Annotated in this window: 17 protein-coding genes; 9 read left to right on the forward strand and 8 right to left on the reverse strand. The window is 42.6% G+C overall.

Features of this window, described 5'->3' with window-relative positions; all coding sequences use genetic code 11:
* From AB4128_RS18025 to AB4128_RS18040, 4 genes are all read right to left on the reverse strand, one after another.
* Positions 1–257 (reverse strand): heavy metal-binding domain-containing protein (locus tag AB4128_RS18025; RefSeq protein ID WP_372038531.1); only part of this gene is annotated, 257 nt, incomplete at its 3' end.
* A gap of 114 nt (positions 258–371) precedes the next feature.
* Positions 372–791, reverse strand: coding sequence for a hypothetical protein (locus tag AB4128_RS18030; RefSeq protein WP_080914970.1), 420 nt, complete (start codon positions 789–791; stop codon positions 372–374).
* Positions 792–1,032: 241 nt separating this feature from the next.
* On the reverse strand, positions 1,033–1,584 hold the full coding sequence (locus tag AB4128_RS18035; RefSeq protein ID WP_372038532.1) for a hypothetical protein: 552 nt from the start codon (positions 1,582–1,584) through the stop codon (positions 1,033–1,035).
* 10 nt (positions 1,585–1,594) lie between these two features.
* Entirely contained in the window at positions 1,595–2,419 is an 825-nt protein-coding gene (locus AB4128_RS18040; RefSeq protein ID WP_055022551.1) for a cytochrome c3 family protein, read from the reverse strand.
* Positions 2,420–2,924: 505 nt separating this feature from the next.
* Here AB4128_RS18040 and AB4128_RS18045 point away from each other — a divergent pair.
* From AB4128_RS18045 to AB4128_RS18060, 4 genes are all read left to right on the forward strand, one after another.
* Entirely contained in the window at positions 2,925–3,674 is a 750-nt protein-coding gene (locus AB4128_RS18045; protein WP_055022550.1) for a helix-turn-helix domain-containing protein, read from the forward strand.
* Between the two features lie 63 nt (positions 3,675–3,737).
* Positions 3,738–4,256 (forward strand): hypothetical protein, encoded by a 519-nt coding sequence (locus tag AB4128_RS18050; protein ID WP_055022549.1) that lies wholly within the window; start codon positions 3,738–3,740, stop codon positions 4,254–4,256.
* A gap of 228 nt (positions 4,257–4,484) precedes the next feature.
* A complete protein-coding gene (locus AB4128_RS18055; protein WP_055022548.1) occupies positions 4,485–4,733 on the forward strand; it encodes a DUF3297 family protein in 249 nt (82 codons plus the stop codon).
* Between the two features lie 235 nt (positions 4,734–4,968).
* Positions 4,969–5,610 (forward strand): LysE family translocator, encoded by a 642-nt coding sequence (locus AB4128_RS18060; protein WP_197495551.1) that lies wholly within the window; start codon positions 4,969–4,971, stop codon positions 5,608–5,610.
* 194 nt (positions 5,611–5,804) lie between these two features.
* On the opposite strand, the gene AB4128_RS18065 is transcribed toward AB4128_RS18060, so the two are convergent.
* A complete protein-coding gene (locus AB4128_RS18065) occupies positions 5,805–6,857 on the reverse strand; it encodes a flavin-containing monooxygenase (RefSeq protein WP_372038534.1) in 1,053 nt (350 codons plus the stop codon).
* 178 nt (positions 6,858–7,035) lie between these two features.
* On the reverse strand, positions 7,036–7,644 hold the full coding sequence (locus AB4128_RS18070) for a hypothetical protein (RefSeq protein ID WP_055022545.1): 609 nt from the start codon (positions 7,642–7,644) through the stop codon (positions 7,036–7,038).
* Positions 7,645–7,798: 154 nt separating this feature from the next.
* On the opposite strand from AB4128_RS18070, the gene AB4128_RS18075 reads away from it, so the two are divergent.
* The 5 genes from AB4128_RS18075 to AB4128_RS18095 all read left to right on the forward strand — a co-directional run bounded on the left by AB4128_RS18075 (position 7,799) and on the right by AB4128_RS18095 (position 15,807).
* Entirely contained in the window at positions 7,799–9,199 is a 1,401-nt protein-coding gene (locus AB4128_RS18075; RefSeq protein ID WP_372038535.1) for a TolC family protein, read from the forward strand.
* Complete coding sequence (locus tag AB4128_RS18080; protein ID WP_372038536.1) at positions 9,196–10,488, forward strand: efflux RND transporter periplasmic adaptor subunit; 1,293 nt, start codon at positions 9,196–9,198, stop codon at positions 10,486–10,488. The genes AB4128_RS18075 and AB4128_RS18080 overlap by 4 nt, the downstream gene beginning before the upstream one ends.
* The gene (locus tag AB4128_RS18085; RefSeq protein WP_192022149.1) at positions 10,488–13,682 is read left to right on the forward strand and encodes an efflux RND transporter permease subunit; all 3,195 of its coding nucleotides are present in this window, start codon (positions 10,488–10,490) and stop codon (positions 13,680–13,682) included. Before AB4128_RS18080 ends, AB4128_RS18085 begins: the two co-directional genes overlap by 1 nt.
* Positions 13,683–13,846: 164 nt before the next feature.
* Positions 13,847–14,554 (forward strand): response regulator transcription factor, encoded by a 708-nt coding sequence (locus AB4128_RS18090; RefSeq protein WP_119967619.1) that lies wholly within the window; start codon positions 13,847–13,849, stop codon positions 14,552–14,554.
* Positions 14,551–15,807, forward strand: coding sequence for a sensor histidine kinase (locus AB4128_RS18095; protein WP_372038537.1), 1,257 nt, complete (start codon positions 14,551–14,553; stop codon positions 15,805–15,807). Before AB4128_RS18090 ends, AB4128_RS18095 begins: the two co-directional genes overlap by 4 nt.
* A 102-nt stretch (positions 15,808–15,909) precedes the next feature.
* On the opposite strand, the gene AB4128_RS18100 is transcribed toward AB4128_RS18095, so the two are convergent.
* Both AB4128_RS18100 and trmH read right to left on the reverse strand, forming a co-directional pair.
* Positions 15,910–18,342: a S8 family serine peptidase gene (locus tag AB4128_RS18100; RefSeq protein ID WP_080914979.1), complete on the reverse strand. Its 2,433-nt coding sequence runs from the start codon at positions 18,340–18,342 to the stop codon at positions 15,910–15,912.
* 516 nt (positions 18,343–18,858) lie between these two features.
* Positions 18,859–19,563 (reverse strand): tRNA (guanosine(18)-2'-O)-methyltransferase TrmH, encoded by a 705-nt coding sequence (gene trmH / locus AB4128_RS18105; RefSeq protein WP_065109898.1) that lies wholly within the window; start codon positions 19,561–19,563, stop codon positions 18,859–18,861.
* Positions 19,564–19,755: the final 192 nt, after the last annotated feature.

Consider the following 19,755-nt stretch of genomic DNA (forward strand, 5'->3'; position numbering starts at 1 on the left):
CAGTTTTCGCATTTGGTTTTGCCATCACAACCTTTGCAGTGGCCTTTATTAGGGCAGTGATCACCGTCGGTTTTATGGGCTTGTTCTAAGTTCATTCCGCATTTAGGACAAGTATCTCCAGCGTTACCTGTGACTTCGGGATGCATAGGGCAGATATGTGATTGATGCTGCTCGCTAACGTGATGTGCGGCTGTGGCTACTTGCACAGTAGAGCTAATTAAAAAGAGGCTCAGTACGATATAGATAATATTTTTCATTGCTTAATTCCATGAAATAGTCGGACGATAACCTGCGTCGTTTCGTCCGTAAATAGTCGTTTGTGTAGATATAAAAGTGTTATTAGTCGTTGTTACTAAAACGGTTTTATAACGTTAACTGATAGGCGGCTTAAATGCTTGCGACGCATCGATTGATTGAAAGTAAGGTTGGGGAGTGACAATGACATGTCCCAGATTTTGATTGAAATGCCAAGGCGTTTGAATGGATAAGGTATCTGCTAGGCTGATATATAAGCAATTTTCACAATTTAATTGACAAGTATTATTGCTTTGGCAACTAACTGTTTGTTGGTTTTTTTCATGTTCATGCTGACAGTTTGAACAAGCTTGGCATGATGTGTCGCTTGCCTCTTGATGATGGCTAGACGTTATTACTGAAGTTGAAATTGATGTTTGAGTTGATGGGGTATTGCCCTTAGGTGTCATTGTTGTTGGATTAGCAAATACCAGCTGACTGAAGAGCGTCAGTAAAGTAACAAGGTATATCAACGGATGACGTAAAAGGGTATGCATATCAATTCCATAAAAAAAGATGTTCGGAGCTTATCACCATTTTTTTACGTGGAATCTGACCCAATTCACAGTTACAAACACAGTGACTGTGAAGGTATAAACATCGATTCAATTTGTTACCTTGATCACTCTTATCGACGAATTCATCGCAAAAATCGTCACAAAAAAAGCCGTAGCAACACGCTACGGCTATAAATGCCTAATGCCTTTGTATGGGGATTGGTATCAGGCTGGGCGACGATTATTCTTCGGCTGTAATTAGCTCGAACTCATTACTCGCCTTAGCCCCATGAATCAAAATGGCCACTTTATATTGCTCGACAGCGCCGGCTGCAGCTTTACTATCAAGGTCTAAGTCTGTGGCATTAAAGGTATATTGCCCAGCAATATCTGTTTCGGTTAATACCCCATTACATGCATCTTCAGTACTCGTATCACAGCTATAACTTTGACTCACATGCCAACGCTTCCATGCTTTAGCATTATTAGACTCAGAAATAGGATAACCAAAATACATAATCTGATAACTAGAGGCATCGGTTATTGCTTTGTCTGCATCATTTGTCAAAGTAAAAGTGAGTGTGCCAGACTCGGTGTCGAATGTTTTTAATGTTAACGTTACCGCTTCTGCTTCATCAATGGCTACAGATTCACTGACGGGTGGATCAACAGGATCAGTTACCGGTGGTTCAACTACCGGTGGCTCGACAGGTTCCGTTGTATTGTCATCATCACTACAACCTATGAGTAGCAGTGAGCTCGTTAATAAGGCGCTCAAAAGTTTGCGTTTCATGATGGGCTCCTTAATTGAAATGTCCGGTATGACAAGTTTCACACTCTAAATCGCCTTTAACACTCGCTGCTGAGCCCATAGTGTCACTTGTGCCGTGGCAAGATTGACAACTGGCTGTTGCTTCTGATGCCATAGATTCTGGTAATACGCCAATATCTTCTCCAGCGTATGCACGATTGAGCAAATCGACGATGTAGTAGGCCATGCTCGCTGATAGACGTTTACAACGTTCGCCTTTTTCAACAAAAGGTTTGCCGCCATTGATTGCTGACCAGTTACTGATTGATGAGTGACATAATGGACTGTTGGCGATAGAAGTAAGGCCGACTAACAGGCTTTTTTCCGCAGTTGATCCAATACCAGCAACAAACTCATCAGAAGAAAGTGGAAGATCTTCTCTTTCGTAATATCTAAATGATGCGCTGATGACCGCTGAATTTTGATCGTTAATATCATCAAGGATATTAATTAGCATCCCTGCGGCATTTAAGTTGCCGCAAATGGTGCCTTGACCAACAATACCTGCCCAGCCGTAACCAGCTAATGCTGTAGGGATTGAGGCAAAGTTAGCCGCATCTGCACTTGATGACTCTGCAAGTTTAGTAATAATGGCGTGAAAAACTTGATGCATACAGCCCCCACCTGTTTCGTAGGCGAGTTTTGCTGTGGCCATGGCATCTAATGGTACATACTTTAATTTATCACCGAGTTCTAAACGGAAATTTCCATCGGCATCAGTGGCAGCAAATGCTGAAGTACCCACTAAAGTAGCACCTGCTGCGACACTACTGATTCCAATAATTTGGGTTAAGGCTTGACGTCTAGTTATGCTCATAATAATCACCCTATTTGCTGTTTTCTTATTGATTAAGTTCAAGCTTGTCATGCTTGTCATGCTTGTTTTGTTGTTAATTGTTCATCTCTTCGAGTCAGTGGCTTACTGGCTTTTATCATCTTGGTAGGCGTTGCTCGATAGAGTTAATGTAAGCAATGTGCAGATAAATTTTGTGATGATTAGCCAATTAATGTGGAGGTAAGAAAAACGGCTTTTGGGAGCGTTAACTCCGTTACTCACTGATGATTTTTTGAGGCAACTTGCTACTTTTTGCGAGGGGGATCACGCTATTAATGAGATTAATCAAGATTAACGGCACTATTAACGGTTAATTGGTTTTATTTACATTATGAATTTAAGTGACTTGCCTCTCACTTTGTTGTGCAAAGGTAAATAAAAGCCCTTTAGCTTGTTACAAAAAGACCGCTAAATTAATCAGGATCACAGAAAAATTTATACTTTCTTTTTACACTGAATTTATAGAAGTGTGGTTGGGAAAAGATGAATGCATTTAGGGCATTGCCGGTTTAATAAAGCTAAGGGTGAGCTAACTAACCAACAGACAGGAGATGTGTGGCATCTTCCTCGAGCTGAACGACAAGTGCTGAGCTTATTGATTGATTATCAAGGGCAAGTTGTGGCTAAACCTTTGTTGAAAAAAGGGGACGAACAAGCGCCACCGTTAAGCGATGCGTCAGTCACTCATGCGATTTTCACGCTTAGAGCTTTTCTAGGCCCGCAGTATGAAACGCTAATAGAAACAGTCAAAGGACAAGGATATCTATTAAAACCTCACCGAAGTCGCAAACATCAATCTCAGCGCTTACCCACTAATGTGATCATCTTGGCGACATGCATTGGCATCTTTGTCATCGTCTCCATAATGACAACGATCATATTATGGGGACAGTTTTCGCAAACAGCGACATCGCCAGCGCAGCCGTTTAGTGAATCTACGGTGACATTGGCCTCAGGCAAAACTGTTGATGTGATTTTGTACTCATCATCGAAAACAAATAATGCCTTACTAAAAGAGCAGGGCGCCCAATTAGAGCAAAGCTTAGCTGAGTGTAAGCAGTCTTCATTGCAAAGTGTTTATTTGTCACTGTCACACGATGAGCAAGTACTTAATATTACGTTACGTGGTGAGCTTATTGGTCAATCTGTTATTCGTAACCTCAAAATAAGTGACCTGAGACAACCCAAAAAGTTTGTCAGCCAACAATGGCTAAAAGGGGTTGAGATTTGTGATTAACGTAATTGCCATGACTGACATTTATCGATTCATGGCTTGGCTTCAAGAGCAGGAGGGACACCAATGAGTTTTTCATGGCGTTGGTTATTAGGCTTGGTGGCAATATTACTCTTCACAACGGGGATCGCTGGCGGGTATCAATTGAACACAACTAGCCCAAGTTTTATGTTGAGTTGCAGTTCTGAGTTATACAATCGCAATAATGAAACACAAGACAGCAATCATTATCTTTTGGTGGATTTATTATCAAAAGATGGCCAAGTACAAGTGCATTATCGCTATTTTAATATCGATGGTACCACTGCGGGCACTGTCTCTATGCAAGGCCAAGTAAATCATATAGATAATCAAAATCGGATTTATGATATTTCGGTGAATACTAAGCAAGAAAGCCCACTGGCTGAAGATCAGCAGCCGCCAGAGCATTATCGTTATCTTTCCTACGTCAGTAACTTAAATTTAAGCCGAGACGGTATGCATAATCTGAGCTTACAAGTTCTTGAACAAGATGATGCCAAAGACTTTGCTGTAGTCTTGTTTCAGCCAAGCAATACCGTCTGTGGTTGCCGCTTAGTCAATTAGCCAACATTACTGCACTGTCGTTGCTATTCCCTAGTGGGTTAGTCATCACTTACCTGTAAACGCCGGCTTGGCAATAATTGTGTTGTCAAATAGCAGAATGAGACTTGAATATGGCGTTGTTAATGTCTCATTAACCGCAAATTGCGATACACCAAAAGATATATTCATTGAGCAAAGAGTTGGTATTGCCTACAATAGCACTAGATCTTATTACTACAGAGCATGACCATGAACGATACAACTTCACAACCCGCTTTACCTGATCGCTTATCTGTTAATCCACGCAGCCCACATCATGTTGAGGCGATTTTTCAATTTGATATTGGCATTAAGGTTAATGGCAAAGAACGTTTTGATGTTGAAGAATACTGTATCAGCGAAGGTTGGGTTAAAGTACCAGCTGGTAAAGCATTAGACCGTCGTGGCCAACCTTTACTTATGACTGTTAAAGGTACTGTGGAAGCGTTCTACCGTTAAATACCTTGGTATAACTTGCTTAAAAAAGGCTTAGTGATAATCACTAAGCCTTTTTTGGTTTACTAGGGGGTGTCTATGTTGAGTGTCACTTAATTGAGTGTCACTTAGTAATGAGCACGTAGCTGGCGTAAACAAACTTTGCCGACCATAGCTCACATTTAAAAACAACATGACTTTTATTCATGTTGGATAGCTGTAAAATCCGCGCCTTGTTTAATCACTTATCTAATTCATCATGATCGACTTGGCTTTACTCCCTGTTTATTTAACCACTGTGGTCGCTTTATTGTTGATCCCTGGGCCTGACATGCTGCTGATTGCCAGCTCAAGTCTGAGTTATGGCCGAAAAGTTGGCGTATATGCAAGCTTTGGTAATGCAACTTCAGGGTTAATTTTAACCTTACTTGCAGCTATGGGGGTATCAGCATTAGTGGCGATGAACCCAATAGCGTTAGAAGTATTAAGAGTTCTGGGCGGCGCTTACTTATTAAAGATGGGGTGGGACTGCATGCGCAGCAGTGCAGCGGATGCACCTGAAATTGAGCAGCAAAATAACTTAGCCAAGTTACTATATCGCCGTGCGGTTTTTAGTAATCTACTTAATCCAAAAGCGCTGATCTTCTTTGTGCTGTTTTTACCTCAGTTTGTGTCTACTCAGCTTACAGCCAGCTCTGGCGAACAAATGCTAGCACTGGGATTATTGCTTAATGTGATGGGGCTGTTGTTCAACTTACTGCTGGTGGCACTCGTTGGCAGCTTAGGTAAGCCATTACTTAAAAATGAAAAGTTTCGCACTTACCAAAACAAGTTTATGGGGTTAATATTTTTCGCGTTAGCGATTTGGCTGTTGGCTTCACAAGTGCAAAGCCTTAGCTAAACGATTTGGCTTTTCAGTTAGTCGCTCCAAAGTTAACTAGAGACTGAGTTAAATAGAGCTCAAGTTAAGTCAGTTGAGTGAATTCAAGTAAAGCGGTTATTGCTGATAAGTCATCATAGAGGTTCAATAATAAAGCGAAATAAGGACTATCTTATTTCGCTTTATTTATGGGAAAGTCAGCAGCCAAGGTGATTTTACGCCGCTACCTTGTTGTTAGAAATGTATTTCATTAGGTAATCAGCATCCTTGTATACACCGCCAAGCGTAGCTGAACCTCGGGTGTAAAGCCAAGGTAGGCCGATGAAATATAAGCCCTCAACATCATTGCTGACGCCGCGATAATTACTGGGGTAATTCATTTCATCAAATGAGATACCATCAATCCAAAAGAAGTTAGGTTTAAAACCCGTAGCCCAGATAATGTTTTTAATCGTGCTGATGCTGCCTTTTTGAAACGTTATTGTCTCTTTTTCTGCTGATAAGGTTCGCCCCATGTGGATGACATTATCTTTAGCGAGTAGTGACTTAACATCTGTACCAATAACGGGCTGAACCCCTTTACTTAACCATTGGCCAATTTTACTGTAGCGATTGACTGATAAAAATCCGATTTTAGTAAACCACCACCATAAGGTTTTACCCAAAAAAGTTTGCGGTATTGCCTTAATTTGATCGGTACCTGAAAAATATGCCGTTCGGCCGGTATCTGCAATTTCCGATAAAATCTGCACCCCAGAATCACCAGCACCAACAACTAAACAATCACCGTCTTGAAGCTGTGAAGGATTTTTATAATTCTCGCTATGCAGTTGAGTTACCCCTTCAGCGATATCGACATGACATGGTGGCGTATAGGGCGTGTGAAAAGGCCCCGTGGCAATAATCACTTGTTTGGCTTTATATTTTGTAGTGGCACTGGTGATTTCAAAAATCCCATTTACTTTAGTGACGGCAGTGATTTTTTGATTAAACTCGATAGGGATAGTGTAGTGTTCTACATAGCTTTTCAAGTAGTCAGCGACTTCATATTTATTGGGGTAATAGCCCTTAGGGAAGGGGAATTTCATGCCGGGCAAATGGTTATATTCAGTTGGGGTAAACAGGGTTAAAGAATCCCAACGTTTTAACCAAGGGGCACCAATACAATCATTAGCATCGAGAATCAGATAATCTTTATTTTGTTGGCTCAAATTGTAAGCCATAGATAGCCCAGATTGGCCAGCGCCAATGATGATAAATTCTTTCATGAAATCCAATCTACTGCGTTTTGATATTATTATGGGCGACATTCTAACAGAACCAGCCAGCGGTAATTGATTATTGGCTAAATCAATTGCCTCAGGCTGTGTAAACCTGTGCAGAAAGCCGGTGTAATCGGCATAAAAAAACACGGTATAAACCGTGTTTTTTTAATTGATATTGGCGTTATTTAAAAGCTGCAATTTCTTTTTTAACGGCATCAACAACGGCAAGTGGCGTGCTGATATATTTTGAGTGGTCAATGAAAATCGCGTTGTCACCAACTGTCATCACTAACGCAGGAAAGTTTGCAGTGCCTAACATCTGCTGAATTTCTGCAATCGCCTCAAGTACACATTCAGCATCGACACTTAGCTCATCTCTAAATATTTTGTTTGATGGAGACAGCTTATATTCGGCGACAATGTCCATAAAATCATGTTTGGTATCCAGTGGATTACCTTCAATAAAATGGGCTCTTTGCAATGCATTAAGTACAGGTAATTGCTTGTCGGCTTGTTTGCTTTGCAGCCAGCCCATTAAGTTTGCTGTTTTGACAGAATTTTTGGGACTATTCACATAACGAATGTGCTCACGACCAAATTTAAGGCCACTGGCTCTGGCTGCCGCTTCCATTTGCTCTTCGCCTGCACTGTCTTTGCCCATGTAATGTGCTGTGTGCAGCAGGTGTACCTTCATTTTAGGGTAGGCATCTTGTAAGGCATTCACAATCGGAGTGGTAGCATAGCTCCAAGGGCAGTGTGAGTCGTAGATAAAATAAAGCTCGGTGGTCATGAGTTACTTCTTAAATGAATGTTGATAGCAAGATCCTAAATAGTTTGAAGTCATTATTCAATCCTTGTCGTGTGTTACTTAGAACTTATCGACGTTAACCCTGCCTTAACCCACACTTCATTATGCTTATCCCAATATTAGTGGGAGAGCATCAATGACGTTTCGACATTCCATCATTGCAATCGTGTTAACAAGCCTAGTCGGCTGCGCTGCCAATGACAGTGCAAACTTTGCGACTCAAGCATCAGACAATCGTACTCAAACTATTGAAAAGTTGATTAAAACAGTCAATGAAAGTACGGGGAGTCATGCGGGTGTGCAACATACAACTAACGCCAATGTGTTATTGACTGATTTAGTCTGTGTACCCGCATTGAATACCTACCTTGAGGCGGCGTTAAACCATAGTCCAAGCTTACAACAAAGCATCATTGCCCTTAAGATTGCTTATGCACAACAAGGGGTGACCTCTGCTAGTCGCTTGCCAAGCGTGAGTGCTGGATTTGATGCCCAAAATGCCGAAGACAGCGATGAATCTTATAGCGCTGATGTCACCGTCAGTTGGGAATTGGATATCTGGCAAAAGTTGGCTGATAGCTCTGCAGCAGCGACAAAAGATATTGCTGCGACTCAAGCCAGTTTAGATGCGGCTAAAAATCTGCTTGCAGCTAATATCATGCGAGGTTGGCTTGAGATCAGTGTTAACCAACAATTATTAGATATTGAACAGCGCCGTTTAGCCATCCTTGCGCAAAATGAAACCTTAGTGCTTGAACGTTACCAAGCTGGCCTAGGCTCATTAGAAGAGTTGGATAATGCTAAAACGAGTACAGCTTCAACTCGCGCTACAGTGGTTCAATACCAAGAGAGCGTCGCCCAAAGCAAGCGAAGCTTGATGTTACTCACTGGTCAGTGGCAGCCAGAAAGTGAGATGCCAGCGCTTGATGTTGTCAGTGAGTTTCCCCATGTCATTAACCCGCTCGATGCTGTGCCTGTGCAAAATATGGCAGGCCGCCCCGATTTACAACAAGCCTTCTTTAATATTGAAGCTGAAGCATTGCGCACTGACGCAGCTTATAAAGCAATGTTGCCTTCATTTAGCTTGTCGGCAAGTTTAACTGATATTGCTCAAACCCCAAGTGAAGCATTACAGACTAACCCACTTTGGAGTGTGTTAGGGCAAATGTCGGCACCGTTATTTCAAGGTGGTGAACTTAAATCACAAGCTGAAATAGCGCAACTGACGACAGAGCAAAGCTTTTGGGCTTATCAAGAAACCCTGTTGACTGCAGTTAACGAAGTTGAGAATACGATTGGCCAAGAAAGCGCTTTAACCTTGCAGCAAAGCCATCTTGACGATGCGTTTTTAAGTGCACAGCGCAGCATCGTCAGTTACCAGCAAAAGTATCGCCAAGGTTTAGTCGACATATTGGATTTATTGACTGTTCAGCAACAGGCATTCGATATCGAAGCGCAATTAACTAACACCACTTATCAAAGATTATTAAACCGAATTGAATTAGGTCTAGCACTAGGTTTAGGAGTATCAGCATGAAGCAAATCATTACCCGTAAATTAAAAAAGAATGCCTTAACGATTGCGATCACTTTAGCTGCTGCTGGTTCAATATTTGTCGTCGCGGCTTATAACGGCAGTCAAATGGGACCGGGACCTGGTGAGAAAGGGAAGGGGCCAGCGGCATCGACTCAAGCGCACCAACCTGAGCGCCCTGAAGGTAAACCCGCTTCATCGTCGAATACCACCTTGTTATCGCAAGTGGCGGTACAGCTGACGGCTGTGGAGTCTTATCAGGCGCAAGTCACCGGATATGGCGAAACCAAACCACGCTTTGAGCTGACCTATACCAGTGAAATCAGTGGTCGAATTACATGGTTAGCTGACAGTTTTGAGTCTGGTCGAGTTGTCAAAAAAGGCGAACTGTTAGCAAGATTAGATGACACCAGCTTTCAGCAAGCTGTGTCACAGGCTAAAGCCGATGTCGCAACAGCAAGACTTGCACTTCTAGAAGAGCAACGTGAAGGCGAACAGGCAAGAAGTGAGTGGCAACGCTCAGGGTTAAGTGGAGAACCTAGTTCACCGTTAGTGCTTAGAGAGCCGCAACTGGCAAGCGCTGAAGCTGCGTTAGAGAATGCGCAAAAATCGTTAGAAAAAGCTGAGCGTGATCTTCACTATACAGAAATAAAAGCCCCGTTTGATGGGGTGATTGTCAGCCGTAATGTGCAATTAGGCAGCTTTATTAATGTCGGTGGTGAAGTCGCAATGTTGTATAGCGTTGACCGCATAGAGATTGAGATCCCGTTATCCGAAAAGCAATGGGCTAACTTACCGCAAGCTGTAATGAATGCGGGTAATGGCACTGATGCTGCCACTGCTAATACTGATAGTGCGCAGCAATGGCACGCAACAATAAAAGCAACAGGCAGCGACACCACACAAGGGCAACAGTGGTCTGCCTATGTTGAACGTACTCATCAATATGTTGCCAAGGACACACGTCAACGTTCATTAGTGTTAGTGGTCGAAAAACCACTTGAGCAAGGTGCGCCGCTTTATCCTGGTACCTTTGTTGAAGCAACCATTGAAGGGATGACACTAGATTATCTATGGGAGCTGCCTTCATCAGCTCGTTCACAGCAAGGAGAAATTTGGACGGTTGATGCCCAAGGATTATTGCAAAAATCAACAGCACATACCTTGTTCGAGCGCCAGAATAAAATCTATGTCACCCCAACAGAAGAGGCTGAATTAGCCCTAGTGGTTAAGCGTCCACTAAGCAACTTTAAAGCGGGTATGAAAGTTGTACCAACAACTGAGGAGCTATAATGAGTCAGCATGTAAATGACAAAGCGCCATTGCCATCAGGCATTATTTCTTGGTTCGCTCAAAACTCAGTAGCGGCAAACTTATTAATGATGGGCGTGATCATTGTCGGCCTGTTTTCATTCAATGATATTCGTAAAGAAGCTTTTCCAAGCCTTGAACCAGACTTAGTAACAGTATCGGTGAGTTACGACAGTGGTGACCCTATTCGTGCTGAAGAAAGTATCGCGATGAAGATTGAGGAAGCGCTTGAAACCGTTTCAGGTGTTAAGCGTATTACTTCAACTTCTAATGCATCAGGCAGTAATGTTTCAATCGAAAAAGAAACTAACTATGACCTAGATACGTTGCTAACTGACGTGAAAACCAAAGTTGATGCGATCAATAACTTACCAACCGATGCTGACAATCCGGTTATTGATAAAGCCCGTCGCCAAGAGCATGCCATATGGGTGCAACTATACGGTGATGCTGACCGCAAAACCCTACAAGATTTAGCAGAGCAGCTTAAATCAGATTTGTTAAGTCAAAGTGCTATTCGTGACTTATCGATTAGCGCCAAACTTGATCCAATGATTTCAGTTGAGGTGAATGAGGTCAAACTACAGGCATATGGCCTGACTTTGACCGATGTCTCTAATGCTATTAATGCTGAGTCATCAAGCAGTATCGTGACTAGTTTACGTAATGCCGATAAAACCGTGCGCCTAAAAGTGTCTGAGCAAGCTTATGAAGTTGAAGACTTTAAAAATATCTCAGTATTAACCTATGCCGATGGCAGTCATATTCTACTGTCTGACATTGCCGTGGTTACCGATACGTTTGAAGAAGATACATTCAGTTTATCTCGTTATAACCAACAAAACGCGATGGGTATTCAGGTCGTCATGGATGAATACAGTGATGTGGTTGATATCGTTGCACAAGCAAAACAGGTTATCGAAACATGGCGTAGCAGCAACCTATTACCTGAAAATGTTGAGATTGAAAGTTGGTATGACAAGAGTGATCTGATCACTGAGCGGCTATCGCTGTTAGCGAAAAATGCATTAAGTGGTATTGCGTTAGTCTTTATCATTTTGGCGTTATTCTTAAATATCCGTGTCGCATTTTGGGTGGCAGCCAGCTTACCGTTTGTCTTCAGCGGCACGTTATTCTTTATGACGGACACCTTTGCTGGGTTTACCTTAAATGAAATGACCACCTTTGGTTTTATCATGGCCCTTGGGATCGTGGTTGATGATGCGGTAGTGATTGGTGAAAGTATCTATACCACGCGTAAGCAACAAGGCGACTCAATCCGAAGCACTATTATCGGTACCCATAAAGTTGCCGCACCGACGATTTTTGGGGTACTCACAACGGTTGTGGCCTTTATGTCGATAGCCGCAATTGAAGGTAAGCTAGGGGAAATTTACGCACAGTTTGGCACGATTGTGACCATCTGTTTGTTACTGTCTTTGGTGGAATCTAAATTGATTTTGCCTGCCCATTTAGCGCATGTGAATACACAGCGCAGTGATAAAAAAACCTTTTGGAATACGATTCAACAAGGCGCTGATAATAGCCTAGATTGGTTTAACAACCATGTTTATAAAAAGGTCATTAGCCAAGCCCTTAAGTTGCGTTATGCGGTGGTGATGGTATTTATCGCACTGTTTTTGTTAGTGATTGGTATGCCATTTACCGGTGGCGTTCGCGTGGCCTTTTTCCCTGAAATTGCAGGCGATACAGTGCGAGCTGAAATACGCATGGTTAACGACAGCAGCTACGGCCAAACTCAAACCAATTTGATGACACTGGAAGCCAATGCCATTGAGCTTGATAAAACCTTGCGTTTAGCCGCAGGCGAGACGGAGTTTTCAAGTGATTTTGGTGCTGATTCACACTCTGATATTAGCAGCATTCAGGTTACCGCTAGCGCCGATAAGTCAGGTTCGGTGATCATCGAATTAGACAGTGACGCTGCTTATACCGCTCGTGATTTTGCCAATGCATGGTCAGATATGTCAGCGCAAATGGAAGGGGTAAGTAAGCTTAAAGTATTGTCGATGCAGGAAATGGTCGATAACTTTAAAGTTGAGCTTAAAGCCAATGATGATGGCTTATTAACTGAAGCGGCCAATAAACTTAAGCAAAAACTGCAAACCATAGACGGCGTGAGTGGCATCGATGATAACCTTGACTTAGGTGAGCCGCAGTACCGTTTTGAGTTAACACCTCAAGGGCGCGCTTTAGGGATGGATACCGCTGACTTAGCCAAGCAAGTATTGCAAGCGTTTGGTGGTGATATTGTCCAGCGTTTTCAACGTGGTAAAGATGAAGTGAAAGTGCGTGTTCGTTACCCTGAGGAAAACCGTCAGACGTTTGCTGATGTCACGACCGCCAATGTCAGAACCGCTGATGGTACTGTTGTGCCGTTAATTTCGGTCGCCAACGTTTACTCTGATTATCAGCAGTCAGAAATCACCCGTATTGATAACCAGCGCGCGGTATACATTACCGCTGTGGTTGATAAAGAGGTGATTGCGTCCAATGAGTTGGTCACGCAATTGCAGCAAAGCATGGTGCCACAATTAAATGCTGACTACCCAACGGTAAAAATTGACTTTACAGGTGAAGCTGAGCAGCAAAAAGAGTCCACAGACTCAATGCAAGCGACCTTTGTATTGGCGCTAATATTAATTTTTGCGCTGTTGGCGATACCGCTTAAATCGTACGTGCAGCCAATGATCATTATGATAGCGATTCCATTTGGTATTGTGGGGGCGATTTTAGGACACTGGTGGAATGATTTAACTATCAGTATCTTATCGCTAAATGGTATTTTGGCGTTAAGTGGCGTGGTGGTGAATGACAGTCTACTACTGGTATCACGTTTTAATGAGTTAGTACGTGAGAAGTCGATGCCGATTGGCGATGCTATTGAGCAAGCTTGTACAGGACGTTTACGTGCTGTGTTACTGACCTCGATTACCACATTTGCAGGTCTTGCTCCGCTATTAAGTGAAACCTCAATGCAAGCGCAGTTCTTAATTCCTGCTGCAGCGGCATTAGGTTACGGTATCCTATTTGCTACAGTGATAACCTTAGTATTAACACCGTCGTTGCTGATGATTCAAGCCGATGCTGAAAGCGGCATTAAAAGGTTAAAGCAACGTATGTTTGGCTCAGCTAACACTTTGCAAACGCAATGATAGCAGAATGAAATGTAACGCATCGTTCGATTCAGTTAGACTGAGTATGTGAACTTATTGCTCAGTGAATGATGCTCGTTTTGTGCAGCGTAACGGCTATTGAATACACAATTATTCGCGGGCGATAAAGCTTCGCACTGATATGGAATCTAAGAGGGAAAACAATGTCTGATCATTTGCAGTTACTTCTGGTTGAAGATGATATTGACCTAGCAACAGCGATTATTGACTACCTTGAACTGGAAGATATTCAGTGCGATCACGCAGCCAATGGCGCTGTCGGTGTTAATTTAATTGAAACCAATCAATACGATGTTGTGGTGTTGGATTTAAACCTGCCAAAAATGAATGGCCTTGAAGTGTGTGAACGTATACGCGCTCAAGGCATTGATGTACCAGTGCTAATGCTTACCGCCCGAGATACCTTAGATGATAAGTTAGTTGGCTTTTCAAAAGGGGCAGATGATTACCTCATTAAACCCTTTGCGATGGAAGAGTTAATTGTACGATCGCAAGTGCTATCACGCAGACGCAGCGGCGAGGTAAGTAAACTTATGGTAGCGGATTTAGCATTAGATCTGCACAGTAAAACGGTTACACGAAAACAGCAGCCGCTTAAATTGTCACCCACAGCGACTAAAATACTTGAGTGTTTATTACGAGAAAGTCCGAAAGTTGTTTCACGAGAAAAGCTCATGCAAAGTGTGTGGGGAGATGAGCAGCCAGACAGTAATAGTCTTAAAGTGCACATGTTTAACTTACGTAAAGCGGTGGATGGAAACTGCGAAGAAGCGCATAAGTTAATTCATACGATAACAGGCCAAGGCTTTGTTCTTAAAGTTGAATCTGAAAAGAGTGTGCCCACATCATGAAGATAAGACCCAGCATAAAAATATACTTTTTACTTGCCATGTTACTCACTGGCACTGTTATCGTTGTCGGCATGTCAGCTGTTGCGGTCAGTTATTTTTTTTCTGGGTTAGATGTTGCGATGACGAACTTTGTTCGCTCTCAAGCGAATGAAATAACATTAGAGGGCGACAAGCCCTTAACGATAGGGGAACTTACCGTCGCGACTCGTTGGGAGTCATTGCCCCAAGTGATCCAAGATAACATTGATGTTAATGACCTAGAGCCTAATCAGTTAACCAAAAAAATCGATGGGTTACCGATAATCGATCAACCCAAAAGAGCCTTGTTTGCAATGAAGGTAATATCTGGCGATACAGTGCGTTATGCCTCTGTCATGCTAGATAAGAAAGACAAACAAAAGCGCAGTAATAAACCGCCGCAATTTATCTATATTTTACTTGTCGGACTGATTGCGATTATGTTGTTTTCATTAGTGCTTTTTTTAGTACTGCGCAAAGTCGCCAATCCCGTTGAGCAGTTAAAAGAGTGGGCTAAATCGCTTGATAAAGACAAGCTAACTCAGCCTCGTCCTAATTTTCATTACAGTGAACTAAACACGTTAGCCGATATAGTACAGTCAAGTTTAAGCTCTGTGCAGGAAACCTTAGACAGAGAAAAACGCTTTTTAGGCTATGCAAGCCATGAGCTGCGCACTCCTATTGCCGTTTCTCGTACCAATGCTGAGCTATTACGTAAAATGATAACGAAGCAATTGCCCGCAGAAAAACAGCTGGCTGTGCTTGATAGAATAGAGCGAGCAGGGCTAACAATGACTGATTTAACTGAAACCTTATTGTGGTTAAACCGTCAAGAAGGCAAGTCATTACCGACCAGTGATGTGGCCGTTGGCGCGTTAGTCGAAGCGATTACAGCAGAGTTACATTATCTTTTACAAGGTAAAACGGTAGAAGTCACTTTGAGTACAGACGATACTGAATTAACCATGTCTGAAGGCTTATATCGGATCATTATTACTAACCTTATTCGTAATGCATTTCAGCATACTTTTAACGGCAAGGTGGTGATTGAGCAGTTAAACGATCACTTATCGATTACCAATTATAACCTTGACCCTGATGATCATAATCAAGCGGATGATTTGGGCTTTGGATTAGGGTTAGAGTTAACTGAAAAATTAGTGAATCAATATGGATGGCATTATCAAGTGACAGAAGTCGAAGGCGGCCGCAAGGTTGAACTTAACTGTAAGTGATTGATAAAAAATGCCTGCCAGAGGGGAGCTGGCAGGCATAAGAAAGATATAGTGCTACAGCAACATAGGCACTATAACTTGCCCATTACGTACAGGGCCGAGTTATTGAAAACTTAACTCCCAAGCGTTTATTGTTCCAGTATCTCGTCGTGCACTATCAACCGCTTTTAGCGTCCAATTTCCAGATGACTCAACACCTGACATATCAACCGTATAGGTGTTAACTATGTCATTGGCACTGCCGCCACTGTTGTCATGCAGTACAGCAACTTGACCAGTAGGGCTATATAGCTCGACTTTTAAATCACCGATGTAAGTATGACTAATATTGACGCTGACGGTGATTTCACCTGAGTCACCCGTGCGTGTTGCAGATAAGGTGCTACTAGCGCCTACACTGCTGTTATCAGGAATGTTATAGCTAGTATTGTTTGAGTAAGTTGCAGCGCCGCCGGTGCCGCCACTGCCACCGCCAGTCGAATCAGTGTAGTTAGCCACTAAACTCACGCCACTAAATGCACTATAACCTCGCACCATGACATGGTATGTACCCGTTTGCGCTGAAGCGATAGGACAAGACTCAGCATTTCCGCCTTTCCAAGGACGACAGTCATAGCTGCTGGTGGTTGGTGCTGCGCCATATTGCACGTATAAATCAGCGTCACCGCTACCGCCGCTCATAGTAAAGCTTAAGTCTGTAGCTCCTGCAGGTACATCAATTGTGTAAAATAACTCATCACCTGTTGCGCCACTTAAATTAGATTTAGCCACGCCATTGACCAGCTCATTATCACCGACACCTGTGCCAGGATCTGTTGGCCCATTACAAGAAGCATCCAAATAAGCTTTAGCTGCTTGGGCATCAACCAAGCCATAACCGGTTCGGTTATCACGACCTGCAACATCTAAGTCTTCAGCTGTTGCATTAAGCGCAGCACGTACTTGGGCCGCACTACATTCTGGGTGATGACTCCACACTAATGTTGCGACACCTGATACATGTGGTGTGGCCATAGATGTACCATTGTAGTACTCGTAATCTTCATTATCGGTATTGCTGACTGTTGCAGTTGCGCCGATTTGATTTCTCAGTGCCAGACCTGTAGCGCGATCGACTGAGACAGACACAATAGGGGCTTCGTTATTACTGTCGACTAAAAATGGGTTTTGTAGTCCTGGTAAGGCGGTATTACTGTAGACAATTGACGCGCTAGCACCTGCGGCTTCACAAGCTTTAACAGCGTTAATATCAGGGTAACTTGTCCCTTGGTTGCCAATACGTTCAACTAAACAAATTTTATTGTTCATGTTGCCACAGTTAAAACTACTGCCGTTAACGGTACATTCTGCCAACTCACCCGTTGCAGAGCCGATAAAAGGAGTACTGACATGGTTTGAACCAGAAAGTACATAGCGGTTATGCGGCACAACGCCATTATCAAAATACGATTGACCGTTAATAGTAATATCAGCTAAACGACCTTCGCCTCGGGTCACCGTTGATAAAATTGCTTCACCGGGACCTGAGATTTCGACTTGCGCAGTGAACTGCGAAAATGCCGCATGGTCTTTATTGCTATCGACCGCCGCTACTGACATGACAGAGTCATAAGATGCTGGGTAGCTCAGAGTTGAATTACCATCATTACCTGCAGCTGCAATCAATAACACACCGTTATTTTCATGGGCAGCGAGCGCATTTCTCTCTGTGTTACTAGAGCCTGAACCACCTAAACTCATGGTGACAACATCAGCGTTGTTATTCACACAAGTATCGACAGCTGCGACTAGATCGGATGAATAACCCCAACCAGAAGCATTAAACACTTTAATCACATGGATGTTCGCGTTTTGATTTGGCATAACACCAACAACACCTTCATTGTTAGCGATAGCTGCAATGGTACCAGCAACGTGAGTACCGTGGGCATTTCCAGCTCCTGGCTCATACCAATTGTTAGTGCCAGAGTTATTGGTGCCAGTGACATTGTTGGCGTTTAAGTCGTTATGACCCAAGTCGTATCCAGAATCAATAATACAGATTGTACGATTGCCCGCTTGGCTATCACTGACAGCTGTTGCGCCGACATAAGTCTGACCCCAAGGAGTGCTTTCACTTAATAATCGACGTGGTACATCTTCTTCAACGTAATCAACATCGGCACGATATCTCAGTGCTTGTAGGTTTTTACTATCGAGCTTAACGCTATAGCTATTACTGCGCCCAATTCGCTTCATTTCTTTCGCTGAAACACTGTTCATGGCGCGAAAATGAGAAAAGACTTCATTGCTTCTAGGTTCGTATTGGGCATCACTTATGGCATCGGAGGATGCAGATGTTGAAAAGCCAGCTGCTGCAGCATTGGCATTTTTAAATTTAACGATATAACGCTTTGGCAGTGGGTTTTGTTGGTCGAGCTGAGGTGAATTACTATTCACATTTGGTGTAAAAACAGGTGCTGCGTTGATGCTGGCAGAGATCGAAAGTGCCAACACAGACAGTCCTAGCACTGTTGTGGCTTTATTTTTTGTCATAACTATCTTCCATGTTATTCAGAGTAAAAAATTGTTTATTATAATTTTTACAGCGAAAAAATCTGTTTTAGCTCGCTGTGACGATCAATGTATCTTTAGTTGTTACAGTTGTAAAATAAATGTAAATAAAATTAAGTAAAGGAGTCGTGCTCGATGAAATGAATTTTTGATGAATAAATATTCAAATTGAGATGAGGTTTATTGTTCTGTTTTGCGAAGTGTGTGATTTAATATTCAGTGATATGCAGTTTTTATTTGAAAAGGGGGAGTGGGTTTAGATATTGAGTTAAAATCAATAAAACTATCTAACCATATGATTTATTTAGTTTATATTTTTTGTAAATTATTTTTGTAAATTATTTTTAAATTGGCCGTCGCAATAGCGTTATTTTTGCTTAGGTAATCAAGAGGGCATTCAACTTTGGCGTATATCGGTTTTTCTCAACATCCGCTCCGGCAAATACATGGCAGAGCGGCGCTGTTGAGTTAACGTGATGAAGCTAATACGAGTAATATTTACTCATCCAATGCTTCATTTGGATCGGGAGCGCGCATGCGATCCCACCAGTCATCATCAGCACTGATTTGTCCTAATTCATCTATCGCTGGGTAAGGAATATTCTTTCTTCGACAGGCTTTAGCGTAAACAGGGTGACCTTGCTCAAATAACTTAGTTTGGCAATATTCATGGTCTAATTGCCTGTTGTTATACAGTCCAGCCTCTTGGCGTTGACGCTGCGCCTCATACATGATCAAAGCACCAGCAACAGAGACATTGAGTGATTGCACCATGCCTACCATAGGAATAATGATATGCTGATCGGCGGAGTCAATTGCTTCTTGGCTAACACCATCTCGTTCGTTACCCAGTACAATTACCGTCGGTTTAGTGTAATCAATCTCACGAAAATCCACGGCAGTGTCTGAAAATGTCGTCGCTAATACCTGCATTCCCTGTGCTCTAAACTGCTGATACGCTTCTTGATAAGTTACATGCTTAATCGTGTTAACCCAGCGGTGACTACCTGACGATGTATTACCCGACACCCATAATGAATCTTCTGGCATGACAGCATGAATTTGATGAATACCTACGCTATCGGCAGTGCGGACTGTAGCAGCGATATTATTGGTTTTATGAACCTTATCGAGACACACAGTGAGGTCGACTTGGCGGTTATCAAGCATTTCATTGATGCGGGCTAAACGTTCTGGCGTCATGGGGTTATTTCTACTTCTTTGAATAATAGGATGAATCGTTATCACGATTTTTTGCGCAGGGATTATAACGTTAAAACGGCGATAAACTCGACTGAAATGTGCTTTAAGCGAAGGATTGAGGCTCAAGGGGTAACAATAGCAAGTTATGATAAATAGAAAACGAGCAAGGCTATAGGCGCTTGCTCGTTAATG

Source organism: Shewanella sp. 10N.286.52.A9 (assembly GCF_041468985.1).
Classification (GTDB): domain Bacteria; phylum Pseudomonadota; class Gammaproteobacteria; order Enterobacterales; family Shewanellaceae; genus Shewanella; species Shewanella japonica.

Excerpts from the sequence above, each read along its gene's own strand:
- AB4128_RS18030 (WP_080914970.1), bottom strand. The coding sequence starts at position 791 with ATGCATACCCTTTTACGTCATCCGTTGATATACCTTGTTACTTTACTG.
- AB4128_RS18035 (WP_372038532.1), bottom strand. The coding sequence starts at position 1,584 with ATGAAACGCAAACTTTTGAGCGCCTTATTAACGAGCTCACTGCTACTC.
- AB4128_RS18040 (WP_055022551.1), bottom strand. The coding sequence starts at position 2,419 with ATGAGCATAACTAGACGTCAAGCCTTAACCCAAATTATTGGAATCAGT.
- AB4128_RS18045 (WP_055022550.1), top strand. The coding sequence starts at position 2,925 with ATGCATTTAGGGCATTGCCGGTTTAATAAAGCTAAGGGTGAGCTAACT.
- AB4128_RS18050 (WP_055022549.1), top strand. The coding sequence starts at position 3,738 with ATGAGTTTTTCATGGCGTTGGTTATTAGGCTTGGTGGCAATATTACTC.
- AB4128_RS18055 (WP_055022548.1), top strand. The coding sequence starts at position 4,485 with ATGAACGATACAACTTCACAACCCGCTTTACCTGATCGCTTATCTGTT.
- AB4128_RS18060 (WP_197495551.1), top strand. The coding sequence starts at position 4,969 with ATGATCGACTTGGCTTTACTCCCTGTTTATTTAACCACTGTGGTCGCT.
- AB4128_RS18065 (WP_372038534.1), bottom strand. The coding sequence starts at position 6,857 with ATGAAAGAATTTATCATCATTGGCGCTGGCCAATCTGGGCTATCTATG.
- AB4128_RS18070 (WP_055022545.1), bottom strand. The coding sequence starts at position 7,644 with ATGACCACCGAGCTTTATTTTATCTACGACTCACACTGCCCTTGGAGC.
- AB4128_RS18075 (WP_372038535.1), top strand. The coding sequence starts at position 7,799 with ATGACGTTTCGACATTCCATCATTGCAATCGTGTTAACAAGCCTAGTC.
- AB4128_RS18080 (WP_372038536.1), top strand. The coding sequence starts at position 9,196 with ATGAAGCAAATCATTACCCGTAAATTAAAAAAGAATGCCTTAACGATT.
- AB4128_RS18085 (WP_192022149.1), top strand. The coding sequence starts at position 10,488 with ATGAGTCAGCATGTAAATGACAAAGCGCCATTGCCATCAGGCATTATT.
- AB4128_RS18090 (WP_119967619.1), top strand. The coding sequence starts at position 13,847 with ATGTCTGATCATTTGCAGTTACTTCTGGTTGAAGATGATATTGACCTA.
- AB4128_RS18095 (WP_372038537.1), top strand. The coding sequence starts at position 14,551 with ATGAAGATAAGACCCAGCATAAAAATATACTTTTTACTTGCCATGTTA.
- AB4128_RS18100 (WP_080914979.1), bottom strand. The coding sequence starts at position 18,342 with ATGACAAAAAATAAAGCCACAACAGTGCTAGGACTGTCTGTGTTGGCA.
- trmH (WP_065109898.1), bottom strand. The coding sequence starts at position 19,563 with ATGACGCCAGAACGTTTAGCCCGCATCAATGAAATGCTTGATAACCGC.